The sequence below is a fragment of the Aminobacter sp. Y103A genome, assembly GCF_030294925.1.
Classification (GTDB): domain Bacteria; phylum Pseudomonadota; class Alphaproteobacteria; order Rhizobiales; family Rhizobiaceae; genus Aminobacter; species Aminobacter ciceronei.
Genome location: NZ_AP017986.1, coordinates 913474 through 929316, shown reverse-complemented (window position 1 = coordinate 929316; position 15843 = coordinate 913474). Strand labels below are relative to the sequence as shown.

General features: G+C 64.1%; 16 protein-coding genes, 1 pseudogene and 1 riboswitch. Of the genes and pseudogenes, 4 read left to right on the top strand and 13 right to left on the bottom strand.

The annotated features are described in order from the left end of the window. Nucleotides 1-4: 4 nt before the first annotated feature. Together Amn_RS04535 and Amn_RS04530 are read right to left on the bottom strand one after the other, a co-directional pair. A complete protein-coding gene (locus Amn_RS04535) occupies nt 5-760 on the bottom strand; it encodes a glycosyltransferase (protein ID WP_286294924.1) in 756 nt (251 codons plus the stop codon). Nucleotides 761-1163: 403 nt separating this feature from the next. Continuing rightward, nucleotides 1164-1520 carry a cupin domain-containing protein gene (locus Amn_RS04530; protein ID WP_067965465.1) on the bottom strand — a complete coding sequence of 119 codons (357 nt, stop codon included), beginning with the start codon at nt 1518-1520 and terminating at the stop codon, nt 1164-1166. 167 nt (nt 1521-1687) lie between these two features. On the opposite strand from Amn_RS04530, the gene Amn_RS04525 reads away from it, so the two are divergent. The 4 genes from Amn_RS04525 (at nt 1688) to Amn_RS04510 (ending at nt 6299) form a co-directional block, all read left to right on the top strand. Continuing rightward, nucleotides 1688-2032, top strand: a complete 345-nt coding sequence (locus tag Amn_RS04525; RefSeq protein WP_067965468.1) for a hypothetical protein — start codon at nt 1688-1690, stop codon at nt 2030-2032. 894 nt (nt 2033-2926) lie between these two features. Next, a riboswitch (cobalamin riboswitch) is annotated at nt 2927-3119 on the top strand. 115 nt (nt 3120-3234) lie between these two features. Further along, on the top strand, nt 3235-4014 hold the full coding sequence (locus Amn_RS04520) for a (2Fe-2S) ferredoxin domain-containing protein (RefSeq protein ID WP_263008084.1): 780 nt from the start codon (nt 3235-3237) through the stop codon (nt 4012-4014). A 296-nt stretch (nt 4015-4310) separates the two neighbouring features. Beyond that, on the top strand, nt 4311-4703 hold the full coding sequence (locus Amn_RS04515) for a hypothetical protein (protein ID WP_269441429.1): 393 nt from the start codon (nt 4311-4313) through the stop codon (nt 4701-4703). Nucleotides 4704-5375: 672 nt separating this feature from the next. Further along, entirely contained in the window at nt 5376-6299 is a 924-nt protein-coding gene (locus Amn_RS04510) for an acyl-CoA desaturase (RefSeq protein WP_263008085.1), read from the top strand. Nucleotides 6300-6380: 81 nt separating this feature from the next. Here the strand turns inward: Amn_RS04510 and Amn_RS04505 are convergent, their stop codons facing one another. The 11 genes and pseudogenes from Amn_RS04505 to Amn_RS04455 form a co-directional block, all read right to left on the bottom strand. Continuing rightward, nucleotides 6381-6635: a GlsB/YeaQ/YmgE family stress response membrane protein gene (locus Amn_RS04505; protein WP_067967117.1), complete on the bottom strand. Its 255-nt coding sequence runs from the start codon at nt 6633-6635 to the stop codon at nt 6381-6383. Between the two features lie 162 nt (nt 6636-6797). Further along, a complete protein-coding gene (locus Amn_RS04500) occupies nt 6798-6986 on the bottom strand; it encodes a YegP family protein (RefSeq protein ID WP_055971136.1) in 189 nt (62 codons plus the stop codon). Nucleotides 6987-7148: 162 nt separating this feature from the next. After that, nucleotides 7149-7652 (bottom strand): L-2-amino-thiazoline-4-carboxylic acid hydrolase, encoded by a 504-nt coding sequence (locus Amn_RS04495; protein WP_286294914.1) that lies wholly within the window; start codon nt 7650-7652, stop codon nt 7149-7151. Continuing rightward, nucleotides 7649-8455 carry an ATP-binding cassette domain-containing protein gene (locus tag Amn_RS04490; protein WP_286294912.1) on the bottom strand — a complete coding sequence of 269 codons (807 nt, stop codon included), beginning with the start codon at nt 8453-8455 and terminating at the stop codon, nt 7649-7651. Before Amn_RS04490 ends, Amn_RS04495 begins: the two co-directional genes overlap by 4 nt. Next, nucleotides 8452-9228 (bottom strand): ABC transporter ATP-binding protein, encoded by a 777-nt coding sequence (locus Amn_RS04485; RefSeq protein WP_286294910.1) that lies wholly within the window; start codon nt 9226-9228, stop codon nt 8452-8454. Before Amn_RS04485 ends, Amn_RS04490 begins: the two co-directional genes overlap by 4 nt. Further along, nucleotides 9225-10052, bottom strand: coding sequence for an ABC transporter permease (locus Amn_RS04480; protein WP_067965481.1), 828 nt, complete (start codon nt 10050-10052; stop codon nt 9225-9227). Before Amn_RS04480 ends, Amn_RS04485 begins: the two co-directional genes overlap by 4 nt. After that, nucleotides 10049-11035, bottom strand: a pseudogene (locus tag Amn_RS04475) (ABC transporter permease). The gene Amn_RS04480 and the pseudogene Amn_RS04475 overlap by 4 nt, the downstream one beginning before the upstream one ends. A 272-nt stretch (nt 11036-11307) precedes the next feature. Continuing rightward, entirely contained in the window at nt 11308-12915 is a 1608-nt protein-coding gene (locus Amn_RS04470) for an ABC transporter substrate-binding protein (protein ID WP_286294906.1), read from the bottom strand. A 342-nt stretch (nt 12916-13257) separates the two neighbouring features. Then, entirely contained in the window at nt 13258-14085 is an 828-nt protein-coding gene (locus Amn_RS04465; RefSeq protein WP_067965486.1) for an ABC transporter ATP-binding protein, read from the bottom strand. Further along, on the bottom strand, nt 14082-14933 hold the full coding sequence (locus Amn_RS04460; RefSeq protein ID WP_154386911.1) for an ABC transporter ATP-binding protein: 852 nt from the start codon (nt 14931-14933) through the stop codon (nt 14082-14084). The genes Amn_RS04465 and Amn_RS04460 overlap by 4 nt, the downstream gene beginning before the upstream one ends. A gap of 1 nt (nt 14934) precedes the next feature. After that, a complete protein-coding gene (locus tag Amn_RS04455) occupies nt 14935-15843 on the bottom strand; it encodes an ABC transporter permease subunit (RefSeq protein WP_286294905.1) in 909 nt (302 codons plus the stop codon).

The following is a 15843-nucleotide window of genomic DNA, read 5'->3' as shown; positions in this document are numbered from 1 at the left end:
CGAGCTATTGCGTGACAACGGCGTCCAGAAGGCTGCCGCGTATGATTTCGCGGCCTGATATGACCGACGCGCTCAAATGGACGCCAAGCGTCCGATTGGTGGCTATATCGGGCCAGGACAGCCCGCGATCGAAGAGCAGGTTGGTGTTCTGGTAGCTGACCGGATAGAACACATCGATCGGCTTGGCCGAAGCTGCAATTTCGTGGCGCCGGGTGACGTTGGTCAACAGCTGCGGTCCAATGACACCCCAACGATGGCGGGATACCGGGACAGGCAGGCGCATGGCCTTGCGCAGGCGCAGTAACCGTCTCTTTGTGCTTCGATACCACCATGGAATGAAATGAGGATCGCTGGATGCCGCGATCAGCTCATTGAGCGCCGGATGCTGCGAAGGCAGCCCCAGCACGGCGCCATTGATCGCCTTGTCGGATTCCCAGCCGAAGAGGAATTCCTCCTGCTGGATCGGCCTCAGGCAATAGACGTCGCAATCCACGTATATGCCGAGGCCCGCCCGCAGGATGCGGTACCGATAGATATCCGACGCCAAAGCCAGGCTACCCGTCGTCTCATGTGCAACGATTTCCGATCGAGCCATCAACCGTTGGGCGTCGAAAAGTTCGACGCCTTCAGGCACGTCGTCCGGCCGGTCAAACACGTGCAGAACGACACGATGCCCATTTCGAAGAAACGACCTCAGACACCCCGCGTGGACCGGCCCCAATCTGTTGCCGATCCACAGCGAATTCACCACTGCCAACATAAATTACCACCCATACCTGCCCGGGGCCTAAATAAACCAGCTCGGGCAAAGGTCAACCTTCTGCAAGCACAGGTGGTAGCCCGCAATAGCCGCGGACAAGGTCGACGGTGATGTTGTGGTGGTCGCGCAGCGAGCGATCAGTCCTGGCCGCAAAGCTTGGAAAAATGCTCATTCTCGGCCGGGGAACGCAACATGCGCGATGCATCTCGCGTTGTTTGATCATTCAAAGCTGCACCAGCCTTTTCCCAAGGAAATTAAGCCAGCAAGGCATCACCGGTGCGCCTGGTTCCGCTCACTGTCGGAACCAGGTCGAATCAATCAGGCGTTCGTCCGCGTGCACGAGCCGGCCGGCAGCCTTCTTCGACAGCCGATGGAGATATCCCCGCCGGTTGCGCGGTGTTTCCTACGATCCCAGCGTAACGACGAAGTGCTTCGTCACCGGCTCGATGATCTTCCAGGTGCCCCTGAAATCCGCTTCCACGACGAACGCGTCGCCCGGCCCAACCTCGACGGGCGCGCCGCCATCCGGCGTGATGATGATGCGACCCGAGATCATGTGGACGAACTCGTAGTCGGTGTAGCTGGCGTGGTAGGTGCCTGGCGTGGCCTGCCACGTTCCCGACAGCACCTTGCCATCCCCGGTCGTATGCTGGACGGCCGTCTTCATCGTCGGCTTTCCGTCGACCACCACCCATCCCGGTAGGTCGTTGGAATCTGCACCTTCCGGCTGGCCAAATTTGAGGATTGTTTTGTTCGCCATGGCATTCTCCTCCCTTAAGACACCCCTGCATAGCCGACGCCCTCAAATCAGGCAACTTTGTTTCCTTATGATAAAGAGGCATATTCCTATGTTGGTGTTCTTCCGCCGCCCCTTGCGGAATCAGCCCTGTCTGTGTTGATGGACGGATGTTTAGCAAGGACTCATAGATGAAGGCCAAACTGCTCGCTGCGGTGACGATGCTCGCAGTTGCCGGCTGTGCATCCCAGCCCGCCGACTATGCCACCACACTCTCTGCCAAGGATCCCAAATGGCGGTCAGCGGACTGCACGAAAGCTCGAGCTGAGGCGGCGAACTACGCAGCGCAAGAGAAAGAAACCCTGAGCGTATCGGCAGGGCTGCTGCTTGGCCCATACGGGCTCGGCATCGCCATGGCCGGCAAGGAGCATCGCGCCAAGATGCGCAAGAAATTCGCCCGGGACATGCATCTGAAATGCTCGAGCAAGCCCCTTCCTGCCAGCCTGGCGAGCAGCGCGGACACCGCGAAGCGGTAACTTCGGTCCTCACTGCCAACGGCGCGCATGTGCGGCAAGCTCGTCGCGCGCCTGCTCCAACGCTTTCGGCGAAGCGTTCGCCCACGCGGTGAGCCGCCGCCGCGCACATCATCGACACCTCCGATCGTCGCCTGTGGCTGTCGCGATTGCATGCCGGGCCACATTGGTGGGGTGCCCACGAAAACAGGCCAAAGCTGCTCTGCAATCATTCTGGCGACCCGCCTGGTGGCCGTTCCCAGCGTCTTCACGTTGGCGGTAACTCACGACACTCGCCGGTGTCCTGGCAACGCACCGGTGGACGGCCGCTCAGATTGCCCTGAACGGGCTCGACGCCGCTTGCGATCCAGCCGCTCTACACGAGAAGTTGAACGACCGCGCCGTCCGCTCGCTGGCGCTGGTTGACCTTACGTTAGGAACCTCTAAACGACCTACAGGCTCACCTCGTCCTTACCCCCCCTTGGACCACCCGAGCTTAGCGCCCGCCCTGCCCCCCCAATCAATGGGCGGGCGCGTCCCCTCGCACATCCGATGTCGCGCAGACAAGCTTATCAGCCGCGGACGCCTTCACATCGCAACTGCGAGCTTCCCGCTTCATATCGACGCCGGTTGCCGATTTTCATGTCGATATGCCTCGGGCAGGCGCCGTTCGCCTTGTGCGGTTTGCACAGAGGCAGCCGGCCCTGGCATTCCTGGGCTTATTCCGCTTGGGGTGCATGTCCATCTCCGGTCTCTACCAATGCGCCCCGATGGCGCACGGTCATGATCGGAAGGGCTGCTTGGCAATCGTCGTCCATCGCCGGACTATGTCCAGCAACGCCAAGCGATCGCAAGGCAGCGCATTGCTGGCCTAGGTACGTGTCCATCGACAACCCTTGACTTGCGTCTGCCCGCATATAGCTTGCCGCGCGGTTATGGTTCTTCTGCTTTCGGGCGGAAGCTAAGAGGGAATTCGGTGCGAAACCGAAGCTGCCCCGCAACTGTAAGCGGTGAGCCGCATTGCCGATTGTGTCACTGGCCGACGGCCGGGAAGGCAGGCAATGAGCCGAGACCCGCGAGCCAGGAGACCTGCCTGACCGAGTGATGTTCCGTGGGCGGGGTGTACCACCGGAGCGCAGGTTCGTGCAGGCGGCGCTATCGGCCATCGCCTTCCACCAACATGCGTTGCGACAATCCCGACCGCAGTCAGGCCAGGGATCGATCGTTTGCACAATACAGAAGTTGAGACCGCGCAGTCCCAGGCCAGACGTGCCATCGTGCTCGTCGCCAAGTCGGCCTTTGCTGCCGCGCCCTACAGGCAGATGCAGCAGCTCTGTGATCTCGCCGCGGCGTTGCCCGGCGTCGATCACACCAGCTTCGGCTTCACCGAACAAGGCACGCCGTCGCTGCGCGAGGCGCTTGCGGCACTTCGCCAGCAGGATTTCTCCGATATCCTCATCCTGCCGCTTATGCTGCCGATCGAGCCCAGCTTCAATGCCTGGCTCACCAAGTCGCTGCGCCGGTGGCAGACCGAGGACGCGGCACCTTGGCCGACGGTGCGCATCGCGCGGGGCCTCGCCGAAAGCCCGCTGCTGGCTGCAATGATGGCCGACCTCGTCACCGGTGCCGACGCGACGCCGCCCATCCCGCCGCTCGACAGGCTGGCGCCAGAGGGCTCGCTCGTGCCGGCGCAGAAACGCCGCGTGCTGGTCTGCCAGGGCGGCCCGTGCAATGCCGCCGGCGCGGACCTGATCTGGGGCCACCTGCGCAACCAGCAGGACCGCCAGAAGCTGCGCGTGACCGGCGACGGCACGATGAGCGCCAAATCGACCTGCCTTGGCCCCTGTAACCTGGCACCGGTGCTGCAGGTCTTTCCCGAAGGCACCTATTACGGCGGGGTCACCGAGGCCGCCGTCGACCGCATAGTCACCGAACATCTGCTCGGCGGCGCGGTGGTCGACGACTTTGCCTACCACCCCACCGGCCGCAAGCAGGTGCTGCGGTGAAGGCCCATTGAAAACAAGGGGGATCGTGTCGTTCCGCCACCACCTGCTTTTTGCCCCTGCCTTTTATCGGCCTGGACAGCGACATGCTGTTCTGCCGTGAACCTGATCTGGCACTGGAAGTTGCTGCGGCCGCCCTTCGGCTCCGTCGACGTCAAGGGCATGCGCACATATGGCCGCGACGACCGATCCTCGGGACGGTTATTGGCAGGCGCCGTCCCGGACCTTGGGCGTTAACTACGACCTGGTGCCAATGATCGAGACCACCGTCGACAAGGCTGGGGTCAAAGCGAGCTACGATGGCGGCCTCGTCGTGGTTCGGCGAGAAGACCGTATCCTCGGCTACTCGGCTATTTCGAGCGTTCGGTGGCAGCAAAGCTCGCGCCCAATGTCAGCCATCGTGTCGAGGCGGGCCACGGCGCGTTTCCGCCCGGGGAAGCGAGCTGTGGGACAGTTCGCAGGCCTGCCTGTCGCTGGCCATACCGGGCAGCGGCCTGACGATGCGCACCTTGTCGGCACCGCACAACTTTCCGCACCACCTGTTCGACCCGATTCCGGCCGAACAGCAACGCTTGCCGTTGTCGATCGTCAACTATCACGACGTCTTTACCAGGCACGGCGCGCAATCCGCTGCTCAACGTAACGGCGGATGTTCCCGCCGATATCCGCCACTGGCTGGAAGCCAAGGCTGAAACGCGCAGCAGCGGCAGCGGCGCCTGGGGTCGTCGGGCACAGGTCCGATGGGCTGACACAGCCTGTTGCGATCCACGTCAATCCATCGATCTAATTGACCCAAGGGAAACATCAGCGACTATTGCGCAGGGCTAGATCAGTTCAGTGGGCGGTGGCAGTCATGGCAATTCAAGTATCCTATTCGCGGCGTGATGTCCGCGAAGAGTTGATGCGTCGGCGCGAGACTTACATCGCGGCGCAGAGATCTCTGTCACCGCCTTCGCCGCGGGGATATGGCAACATGGAATGCGTCCATTGTCATAATCGCTTCATCGGCGTCACCGCTGCCGCCTGGAAGTTCGGCCTCTGCGACGACTGCCTGCATCACGACTGATTGTCCAGCCGGCGCAGCTCCCTTTGCGGGAGTTCCAGCGCCTGGATCGACTGCTGTGGAACTTCCGTGTCCGCGGCGTCCCAGGCACATTCTTGGGCGATCTACCTTCCCCGATGATCCGGCCAAACCCGCATCCCCAATAGCAGTGGGTCGCCGCCGCGGCCCACCGTCCGCACTCATATTTCGGGGTAATTCCAAACGTGCCTTGACCCTGAATTAGAAACTGCGCAACCTCGCCCGAAACGGAGGAGGCGGCTCGATCGTGGGGAAGCGATCCGGGCCGCAAATGGGAGCATCTATGTCCGACCAGATCGCGGCGTCGTCCGCCACGCCCGCAATTGCGCGCCGACCGCTTCTGGCCCGCATCGACTGGCTCAATTTGAGCGGCCTCGCCTTCTATCATGTCGTCGCGCTCTACGCCTTGCTGCCCTGGTTCTTCAGCTCTACCGGCGTCGTCCTCTGCATCGCCGGCATCTATGTCTTCGGCACGCTCGGCATCAACCTCTGCTACCACAGGCTTCTCACCCATCGCGGCTTCACCTGCCCGAAATGGCTCGAGCACGGGCTTGCGATCATCGCCGTCTGCGCCTTCCAGGACACGCCGGCGCGCTGGGTTGCGGTGCACCGCCGCCACCATGAGCACGCCGACGAGGAGCCGGATCCGCACAGCCCGATCGTCACCTTCCTCTGGGCCCATGTCGGCTGGCTGCTGGTCAAGTCGCCCGACATGGAGCGCATGCAGATCTACGGGCGCTACGCCAAGGACATCGTCCGCGACCCGTTCTACCGCAAGCTCGACAAGCCGCATGTCTATCTCGGCATCATCATCGCGTCCTGGGCAGCTTTCTTCGGCGGCGGCGTCGCCGCGAGCCTGATCACCGGCGGCACGACTGACGAGGCGATCCAGTTCGGCCTCAGCCTGCTCGTCTGGGGCGTGTTCGCGCGCACCGTGATTACCTGGCACATCACCTGGTCGGTCAATTCGGTCACCCATGTCTGGGGCTACCGCAACTACGACACGACAGACGACAGCACCAACAACGTCATCGTCGGCCTGCTCAGCAATGGCGAGGGCTGGCACAACAACCACCACGCCGACCCGCGCTCGGCCCGCCACGGCCACCACTGGTGGGAATTCGACGTCACCTACCTGACCATCAGGTTGCTCGGCGTGCTCGGACTGGCGAGCAAGATCGCAGAGCCGCGGAAGCGCGCCGACTAGCGCCGCCTCAAGAGGGGACAAAAAAGATCGCCGGCGAAGCTGTGCTTGCCGGCGATCGCAACTACGTCTCGGGTGGTTTCGCTAGGCTTGTTTCACCAGTCTGAGCAGTACGAGCAGGATCACCGCGCCGATGGTGGCATGGATGATGGCAGCTATGATGCCGGAGCCCAGGCTGATGCCGATCGTCGGAAGCAGCCAGCCGGCGATCAGCGCGCCGACGATACCGACCACGATGTTGCCGATCAGGCCGAAGCCGTAGCCCTTGACCAACTGGCCGGCGAGCCAGCCGGCAACGGCGCCGACGATCAGGAAGACGAGCAAGCTTTCGATACCCATTTGTCTCTCCAGGTTCTGGCGCATCGGCCGGAGCACGTCACGAGCCACGATGCGCAGTTGCAACGACCAGCGCATGATCGACAAGCAGGCAGCCAGAGATCATGCTGGAACAACAGGCTGGAGACGGGCCGACCTATCGGCCCGCCGTGGAAATGCCGCCCGTCAGGCGACCGCCGTGGTCTGATCCTCCACCGCGGCGCCGGGCGTGTTCTTCTTGATCGACTCGATCGCCTTCAGCGCCGATGCCTTGGCCGAATAGCCTTCCGAGCTGAACATCACCTCGCCATTGGAAGCCCTGAAGCGGAACCGAAACTCGCCGCCCTTGTCCTTGTAGACCTCGAATTTGTACATCGCATTTCCCCGTATGTGCCGATCCGCGACTCACGCCGCTGACGAATCGTCGCACGACGGCAACCCGAGGAAAAGCGCGAAGCGATTTTCGCGACGCAAACGCACCAATACAACCGCCAAGGCCCATCGCCGCTGCACCCGTCAGCCGCGCCAAGTGCGATCTCAGATGTCGCGGTCGGTCAGGCAGATGTGGCAGCAGCCGGAGCCATGGCCCGGCTTCCAGGTGACGTTTTCGAAGCGCACACCGGTCGCCTCGAACAGGCCGCGGTCGAAAGCGCCGGCGATCCGGCACAAGGTCGCCAGCCTGTCGTCGCCGACACCGGCCTCCACCCAGGCGTCCTTGAGCGGACAGCGCTTGACCTTGAAGGCGATGTGATGGTCGCTGCGCTCGACATCGGTGGGGTACATGCGCCCGCCATCCGGGCTGACGGCCAGGAAGGCCTCGCCGATGGCGCGCGCATCGTTCGGCCCGAAGCTGGCGAACGCCACCTGTGCGACCTCGCGGCCGCGCTTCTCGATCGCCCTTACCAGGACTTCTTCCGCCTTGGCGTCGCCAAGCTCGGCGGCAAGTTCATCCAGCATCAGCCGGTAGAGATCGGCGCGGTTGCGAAAGGCGGAGTCAAGTTCGGCAGCGAGCTTTTCGGCGCGCACGGCATGTTCGGTCACGAAACGGTCTCCTTGAAAACAGGCAACCTTGGGAACACAGGCAGTTCCGGCGTGGCCGCCACCAGCGCCCGGCCCGTGGCCAATGCGGGCGCGGCTATCACGGCGGCGGCGTCGCCCTCTTCGACGATACGGCCGCTGTCCATGATCGCGATGCGGTGGGCTACGGCGCGCACCGCACCAAGGTCGTGGGAGATGAAGAGATAGGCGACGCCCTCGTCCCGTTGCAGCTCGGCAAGCAGGTTGAGGATGTCGCCGCGCACCAGCACGTCCAGCGCCGACAACGCTTCGTCGAGCACGATCAGCGCCGGCCGGGTAGCAAGCGCGCGCGCGATCGCCACGCGCTGGCGCTGACCGCCCGATATTTCGTGCACGCGACGGCTGGCGAGCTCGGCGGCGAGACCGACACGCTCCAGCAGCGCTGCGATTGCCTTGGGTCGATCGGCGCGCCCGACGATGCCGTGAATGCGCAGCGGATCGTCGATCAGGCGGGCCACCGTGGCGCGCGGGTTGAATGCCGCCAGCGGATCCTGGAACACCATCTGCAGCTTCGTCCGGGTGGCCCTCAAGGCTGCCCCCCGCAATCCCAACAATTCCTCGCCGTTGAAGCGGATGCTGCCGGCATCGGGCTCGACCAGCCGCAGCAGGATACGCGCCACCGTCGACTTGCCCGAGCCGGAGGGTCCGACCAGCGCCAGCGTCTCCCCCGGCGCAATAGAAAAGGAAATGCCATCGAGGGCGGAGAAATCCCTGTCGCCGCGCCAGTAGCGCTTCGACAGCCCCTCGACCTGCAGCAGCGCGCTCATCGGCTGGCACCAGAATGGGCTTTCAGCCCCAGATGTGCCGCCAGCAGCGCGCGGCTGTAGTCGCTCCTTGGCCGCGCCAGCAACTCGGCCGTCGCCGCCATTTCGACCATGCGGCCGTGACGGAACACGGCGATGCGGTCGGCCAGGTTGGCGGCAAGTGCTATGTCATGGCTGACGAACAGCAGCGCCATGCCATCCTCGCCCACGAGCCGGCGGATCAGCGCCACGATCTCGGCCTGGACGATGGTGTCGAGCGCGCTCGTCGCTTCGTCGGCGATCAGCAGTTTCGGACACGCCACGATGGCCGCTGCGATCACCACGCGCTGTTTCTGTCCGCCCGACAACTGATGCGGATATGCCCGCGCCAGCGCCTCGGGCTCCGGCAATTTCACCCTGTCCAGCAGTTCGACCGCCAGCCGCCGTGCAGCACCCCAGTCGATGTCGAGATTGGCGTGCGCCACCTCGGCGACCTGGTCGCCGACCGACATGACCGGATCGAGGCTCGAAGCCGGATCCTGGAAGACGAAGCCGATGTCGCGGCCGTTGCGCGCCGGATGATCGAGCCCCGGCCATGCGACGGTGCCCTGAAGTCTCGCCGTCTGCGGCAGCAGCCCTGATATGGCCCGGGCCAGCGTACTTTTGCCCGAGCCACTCTCGCCGATGATCGCCAGCCTTTCGCCGGCGGCCAGATCGAGGTCGACGCCTTCGAGCGCCGGCGCAACTGCGCCGTTGTAGCACACGCCGAGACCACGCAGTTCGAGCAGCGGCTTCATGCCTGCCCCTCCCGTGCCGCCGTGCCTTCAACCACGCCTTCGCCGGCGAGGTAGACGCCGAGGACTGAAAGCACCAGCGCGATACCGGGGATGACGGAGAGGTAAGGCGCCGACCGCAGCACCGCCCTGCCCTCCGCGATCATGCCGCCCCAGGTGACGCGGTTGGGGTCGCCGAGACCGAGGAAGGACAGCGCCGCCTCGGTCAGGATGGCGGCGGCAACGATTACCGACGACAGCGCCAAGACCGGTGGCAACGCATTGGGCAGCACCTCGCGGAAGGCGATCTCGACCGGATGCATGCCGATCACCCGCGCCGAAGCGACATAGTCGCGCTCGCGGATCGACAGCACTTCGGCACGCGCGATGCGCGTCGGGCCGGTCCAGGCGCTGAGCGCGATCGCTGCCACCACGACCGAAAGCGACGGCCCGACGACACTGACCAGCGCCAGCGACAGCAAGAAGCCCGGCACTGTCTGGAAGGCGTCGGTGATACGCATCAGCACTTCGTCGACAAGCCCGCCGGCAAAGCCGGCCACCGTGCCGACGATGCTGCCGACGAGGATCGAGGCGGCAGCGGCGGCAAGCCCGACGGCCAGCGAGGTGCGGGCGCCATGGAACAGCCCAGCGACCACATCGCGGCCAAGGCGGTCAGTGCCGAGCGGCAGGGCCCAGTCCTGGAACGGGGGCAAGAGCGGCTGGCCGGCAATCGCCAGCGGGTCGCGTGGGAACAGCCACGGCGCGGCGACAGCCATGGCGACAAGCAGGCCAAGGATGACCAGGCCGGCGGCGGCCTCCGGCGTGCGAAACAGACGAGAGAGGCTCATGCTTTGACCTCGCTCGCGCCAACGCGCGGGTCGAGCACGGCATAGGCGATGTCGACAAGCAGGTTGATGACGATCACCAGGAAGGCGCTGACCAGAATGATGCCGATCAGCAGCGGCGTGTCACGCGAGCCCACGGCCTCTTGCGCCAGCCGGCCGAGACCCGGCACCGAAAACACGCTTTCGATCACCACGCTGCCGCCCAGCATCTGCGCCGACTGCAGGCCGAGCATGGTGACCAGCGGCAGCAGCGCGTTGCGCGCGACATGGGCGAGCACGATGCGCCGCATGGGGATGCCCCGCGCACGGGCGGCCAGGGTAAAGTCCATGCGCCAGACCTCGGCCATGCCGGCCCGCATCATTCTGAGATAGAGCGCGAGATAGATCAGGCCGAGGCTCGTCACCGGCAGCACCATGTGCCTGGCGATGTCGAGCATGCGGGCGATGCCGGTCTTGCCGGAGGCGATGGTCTCCATGCCCGAGAGCGGCAGCCAGCGCAGCTCGACTGAAAAGACGATGGTCAGCACCAGCGCCAGCCAGAAGCCGGGCACGGCATAGAGCGCCAGCGAACCGATCGACAGAAGCCGGTCGCGGGCGCTGCCTGGCCGCGCGCCAGCCAGGATGCCGAGCGTGGTGCCAAGCGCGAAGGACAGCGCCGTTGCCGCCCCCATCAAAAGCAGCGTGTTCGGCAGCCGCTCCAGCACAACGTCGAGCACCGGGCGGGAGAAGGCGACCGAGTGGCCGAGATCAAGATGCAGCAGCGCCCAGAGATAGGCGGCGAGCCGCGTCATCGGCGAGGCATCGAGGCCCCATCTGGTCCGCAGCGCCTAGATCATGCCGGCGTCGCCGCCGACCGAGGCGACGTAAGCATCGACAGCGTCGCCGGGCGCCGCCTCGAGCAGCAGGAACGAGCCGACAACCACGATCAGCAGCACCGGAATGCTGCCGATCAGCCGGCGCTTCAACAGGCCCCAGGCGCGATTCATTACCCTGCCCCTTGTGGGGAAAGTGCCCCGAGCAGCCCGTTCGGGGTTGCCGGAGTGAAGAAATTGCCCCCATCCCTTGCCCCCCACAAGGGGAAGGGGAATTCTGGGGTCGCCTGCCCCGTCAAGATGAACCGCGCGCCAAATGAAGGGCACGCGGCATCATGTCCCCTTACGCTCTGTGGGGAGGCGTAAGGGGTGGGGGTAGGTTCAGGCACTGCGACTTCCAGGGGCATGCTCAGTAACGGATCATCATCCCAGCTCAGGCGATGATGTCACGTTTCGACATAGGTGTCCGCCCAGTTCGAGACCGCCCAGCGCGGGTTGTTCGACACATTCTTCACCGTGTCGCGCGCGACGGTGATGAAGCCCCATTCGGCCACATTGATCAGCGGCAGGTCGGCCGCCACCTTCTTCTGGAGCTGCTTGTAGAGCTCGATGCGCGCCGCCGGATCCAGCGTCTCCGCCGCCTTGGCGATCAGCGCGTCGAGTTCGTCGTTCTTGTAGCCGCCCTGGTTGGAGAAGGGCACACCGTCAGGAATACCCGACTGCACCAGGATCGTCGTCGAGATCGCCGGGTCGCCGCGGAACACCGGCGGGGCGATGGCGATGTCGAAGGCGTGCTCGGTGTAGACGGCCTTCTGGTGGGCGGCAGAATCGTTGTTGACGATCTCGGCATCGATGCCGACGGCGGCCAGCGCCTGGCGCAGATAGTCGCCGAACTGCCTGGTCTCGTTGAAATAGGGCGCCGGCAGAAGCTTGAGCGCAAAACGCTTGCCGTCATCCTTCTTCGGATAGCCGGCTTCATCCAGCAGTGCGTTCGCCTTGGCGACGTCGAAGCCATAGGTCGCAACATCAGGCGTGTAGAACTGCTTGTCGTTCTGCGGCACGATGCCGGTCGCCGGCTTGGCATAGCCCAGGAAGATCGTCTTGACGACGAAATCCTTGTCGATGGCATGGGCGATCGCCTGGCGCACCTTGAGGTCGGCCAGCTCCTTGCGGCGATGATTGATCTCGACCACCAGTTGGTAGGTCAACGCTTCGTAGCCTTCAGTGATGACCTTGATACCGGGAACCTTGGAGATGCGCTCGAGATCGGCCAACGGCACGGCAGAGAAAGCCGCAAGCTGGATCTCTTCCGCCTCCAGCGCGCCGGCGGCCGCGGCGCGGTCGGGCAGCACGCGATAGATGATCTCGTCGAGCTGAGGCTCACCTTCGCCCCAGTATTTGTCGTAACGCTCCAGCCGGTAATATTCGCCCGCCTTGTGCTCGGCGAACTTGAAGGGTCCGGTGCCGATCGGCGCGTTATTGGCCGGGTTCTCGGCAATATCCTTGCCGTCATAGACATGCTTCGGCACCACCGACGTAAGCGCCGGCAGCGCGTTCTTGATCAGCTGCAGCGGCGTCGGCTTGGAGAACTTGAACACGGCGGTGTTTGCGTCCGGCGTCTCCACCGCCTCCAGGTTCTTGAACACGACGCGGCCGAGATTTTGCAGCGGCTTCCAGACATTGAGTGCCGAAAACGCCACGTCGGCCGAGCTGAATGGCTGGCCGTCGTGCCAGGTCACGCCCTCGCGCAGCTTGAAGGTGACGGACAGGCCGTCGGCAGAGCCTTCCCAGCTTGTCGCCAGCCGCGGCTCGAGCCCATCCTCGCCGTCGAACGAGGCCTCGGCCAGCGGTTCGACAACCTTGCTCGACACGAAGAACACGCCGTTGGAGGCAACGATCGCCGGGTTCAGGTTGCGCGGCTCGGAATCGGCGGCGACCACCAGTCGCCCGCCCTTCCTGGCCTGGCTCCAGCCGATCGACGGCAGTGCCGTCGAGGCCAGCAGGAACGCCGATCCCGCCAGAACCTTGCGTCTCGAAATCTCAAAACCCGCCATGTCAGCCTCCAAGCCCTCGGCACGGCGGCGTCGCCGGGCCCTGGTGCATGACGCCGAAAATCGGAATCGATTTTCGGAAAGGATCATGCACCGATCCAGAATTCACAACGTCCTTTGCGCGTCCAAGTGAGCGCGCGGCGCTGTAGTGATGATGGCCGGGATTATGATCCGGGAAAGCCTTTTTGCGAGAGACGAAATTGGCGTTTTGGGCCGCTGGCCCAAAACATTGTGCTACGTGCGCGGCCTATCAGTGCGAGAACAGGTCCGGAAAAGCTTCGGCCCGGAAACCGTTGTCGATTTCCGGGCCGAAGCAATGGTCGGTCAGTCATAGTCGCCAGCCGGTCAGGCGGCTTTCTTCCTGGCTAGGCGCGCGCGGATGCTCTCGACATCGGCACGCGGCGTCGCTGCAAACAGCGTCTTGGTATAGCTGTGCTTGGGGTCGGCGAAGACCTCGTCGCGGCTGCCATATTCGACCGCCTCGCCAAAATACATCACCATCACCTCATCGGCGATGTAGCGCACCACCGAAAGGTCGTGGCTGATGAAGACGTAGGTCAGCTGGAACTCATCCTGCAGGTCGGCGAGCAGGTTCAGCACCTGGGCCTGCACAGACAGATCGAGCGCCGACACAGGCTCGTCCAGCACCAGCAGCTTCGGGTTCAGCATCAGCGCACGCGCGATTGCGATGCGCTGGCGCTGGCCGCCCGAGAACATGTGCGGATAGCGGTTGTAATGCTTCTCTTCGAGGCCGACCTTCTTCAACAACGTCATCGCCCGGTCGCGGCGTTCGTCGGCCGGCGTCTTGGTGTTGATGACCAGCGGCTCGGTCAGGATGTCGCCGATCTTCTGGCGCGGGTTGAGCGAGCCATAAGGGTTCTGGAACACGATCTGCACCTTGCGGCGCATCTCGGGCGTCAGGTCACCCTTGGCAATGTCGACGGTCTTGCCTTCGATCAACAGCTCGCCCGACGTCGCCGGGTCGATCAGCGTCAGGATGCGGCCGAGCGTGGATTTGCCGCAGCCGCTTTCGCCGACGATCGCCAGCGTCTTGCCCTTCTCGACCTGGAAGCTCACGCCCTTGACGGCGTGAACGGTCTTGGCCTTCTTCAGAAAGCTGCCGGGCACGTGGTAGTCGCGCACGATGTTGCGCGCTTCGAGAATGACGCTCATCGTGCTGCCCCTTCCACCTGGTCGTCGACGAAGAGTTCCGAGATCGTCGGCAGGCGATCCCCCGTCGCATTGTCCGGCAGTGCCGCCAGCAGCGCGCGCGTGTAGTTGCTCTTCGGGTTCTCGAACAGCGTCAGCACGTCGGCTTCTTCCATCTTGCGGCCCTTATACTGCACGACCACGCGGTCGGCAGTCTCGGCCACGACGCCCATGTTGTGGGTGATCATGATCAGGCCCATGCCATGGTCGGCCTGCAGCTTCATCAAGAGGTCGAGGATCTGCTTCTGGATCGTCACGTCGAGAGCGGTTGTCGGCTCGTCGGCGATGAGCAGCTTCGGATTGCAGGCAATGGCGATGGCGATCATCACGCGCTGGCACTGACCGCCGGACATCTGGTGCGGGTAGGAATTGAGACGCTCGGCCGGGTCTGGGATACCGACAGCCTGGAACAGCTCGATCGCGCGCTTGCGGCGCGCAGCCTTGTCGAGGCCCATGTGCACGCGCAGCACTTCCTCGATCTGAAAGCCGACTGTGAAGCACGGGTTGAGGCTCGCCACCGGCTCCTGGAAGATCATGGCAATGTCCTTGCCGATAATCTTGCGCCGTTCGTTTGCCGGCATTCCGAGCAGGTCGCGGCCGTTGAAGGTCAGCTTGTCGGCGGTGACCTTGGCCGTCCAGGGCAGCAAGCCCATCGCCGCCAGCATCGACACCGACTTGCCCGAGCCGGACTCGCCGACGATGGCGAGAACCTCGCCCTCGTGGACCTTCATCGAGACGCCGTTGACGGCGCGGAAGGGACCGGAGGCCGTCTCGAACTCGACGACCAGGTTTTCGATTTCAAGAAGTGCCATCTCAGGACCTCTTCAGCTTGGGGTCGAGTGCGTCGCGCAGGCCATCGCCCATCAGGTTGATCGCCAGCACGGTGATCAGGATCGCCACGCCCGGAAGCGTCACCACCCACCACTTGCTCTGGATGAACTCGCGAGCCTCGGCCAGCATCGTGCCCCATTCCGGGGTCGGCGGCTGCGCGCCCATGCCGAGAAAGCCGAGTGCGGCGGCGTCGAGAATGGCTGAAGAAAACGACAGCGTCGCCTGGACGATCAGCGGTGCCATGCAGTTCGGCAGGATGGTCTTGAACATCAGGCGGGTATGGCCGGCACCGGCCACCTTGGCGGCGACGACGTAGTCGCGGGTCTTTTCGCTCATCACCGCCGCGCGTGCCAGGCGCACGAAATGCGGCTGGTAGACGAGCGAGATGGCGATCATCGCGTTGACCAGGCCCGGCCCGAGGATCGCCACCAGCACGAGTGCCAGCAGCAGCGACGGGAAGGCCAGGATGATGTCCATCACGCGCATGATGGAGGTATCGACCCAGCCACGGAAATAGCCGGCGATGACGCCGAAGACGACGCCGACGACCAGCGACAGCGCCGTCACGATGACGCCGACGAAGAGCGAGAACTGGGTGCCGTAGACCAGGCGCGAAAGCATGTCGCGGCCGACGGCATCGGTGCCGAGCAGAAAGTCGGCGCGGCCGCCCTCCTGCCAGACCGGCGGAACCAGAACCGCGTCGCGATATTGCTGGGTCGGATCATGCGGCGCGATCAGCGGTGCGAAGATCGCCAAGAGCACGAGGAAGATGAAGAACACGAGGCCGATGACGGCACCGCGGTTTTCGGAGAAGTAGTACCAGAACTCGGCCAGTCGCGCCCGGCGGGACGGATCGGTCGAGACAGCACTGGTTGCAGCAGCTTGAGACAT

Excerpts from the sequence above, each read along its gene's own strand:
- Amn_RS04500 (WP_055971136.1), bottom strand. The coding sequence starts at position 6,986 with ATGTACAAATTCGAGGTCTACAAGGACAAGGGCGGCGAGTTTCGGTTC.
- Amn_RS04455 (WP_286294905.1), bottom strand. The coding sequence starts at position 15,843 with ATGTCTCAAGCTGCTGCAACCAGTGCTGTCTCGACCGATCCGTCCCGC.
- Amn_RS04510 (WP_263008085.1), top strand. The coding sequence starts at position 5,376 with ATGTCCGACCAGATCGCGGCGTCGTCCGCCACGCCCGCAATTGCGCGC.
- Amn_RS04505 (WP_067967117.1), bottom strand. The coding sequence starts at position 6,635 with ATGGGTATCGAAAGCTTGCTCGTCTTCCTGATCGTCGGCGCCGTTGCC.
- Amn_RS04530 (WP_067965465.1), bottom strand. The coding sequence starts at position 1,520 with ATGGCGAACAAAACAATCCTCAAATTTGGCCAGCCGGAAGGTGCAGAT.
- Amn_RS04465 (WP_067965486.1), bottom strand. The coding sequence starts at position 14,085 with ATGAGCGTCATTCTCGAAGCGCGCAACATCGTGCGCGACTACCACGTG.
- Amn_RS04525 (WP_067965468.1), top strand. The coding sequence starts at position 1,688 with ATGAAGGCCAAACTGCTCGCTGCGGTGACGATGCTCGCAGTTGCCGGC.
- Amn_RS04460 (WP_154386911.1), bottom strand. The coding sequence starts at position 14,933 with ATGGCACTTCTTGAAATCGAAAACCTGGTCGTCGAGTTCGAGACGGCC.
- Amn_RS04535 (WP_286294924.1), bottom strand. The coding sequence starts at position 760 with ATGTTGGCAGTGGTGAATTCGCTGTGGATCGGCAACAGATTGGGGCCG.
- Amn_RS04480 (WP_067965481.1), bottom strand. The coding sequence starts at position 10,052 with ATGAGCCTCTCTCGTCTGTTTCGCACGCCGGAGGCCGCCGCCGGCCTG.
- Amn_RS04470 (WP_286294906.1), bottom strand. The coding sequence starts at position 12,915 with ATGGCGGGTTTTGAGATTTCGAGACGCAAGGTTCTGGCGGGATCGGCG.
- Amn_RS04485 (WP_286294910.1), bottom strand. The coding sequence starts at position 9,228 with ATGAAGCCGCTGCTCGAACTGCGTGGTCTCGGCGTGTGCTACAACGGC.
- Amn_RS04515 (WP_269441429.1), top strand. The coding sequence starts at position 4,311 with ATGGCGGCCTCGTCGTGGTTCGGCGAGAAGACCGTATCCTCGGCTACT.
- Amn_RS04490 (WP_286294912.1), bottom strand. The coding sequence starts at position 8,455 with ATGAGCGCGCTGCTGCAGGTCGAGGGGCTGTCGAAGCGCTACTGGCGC.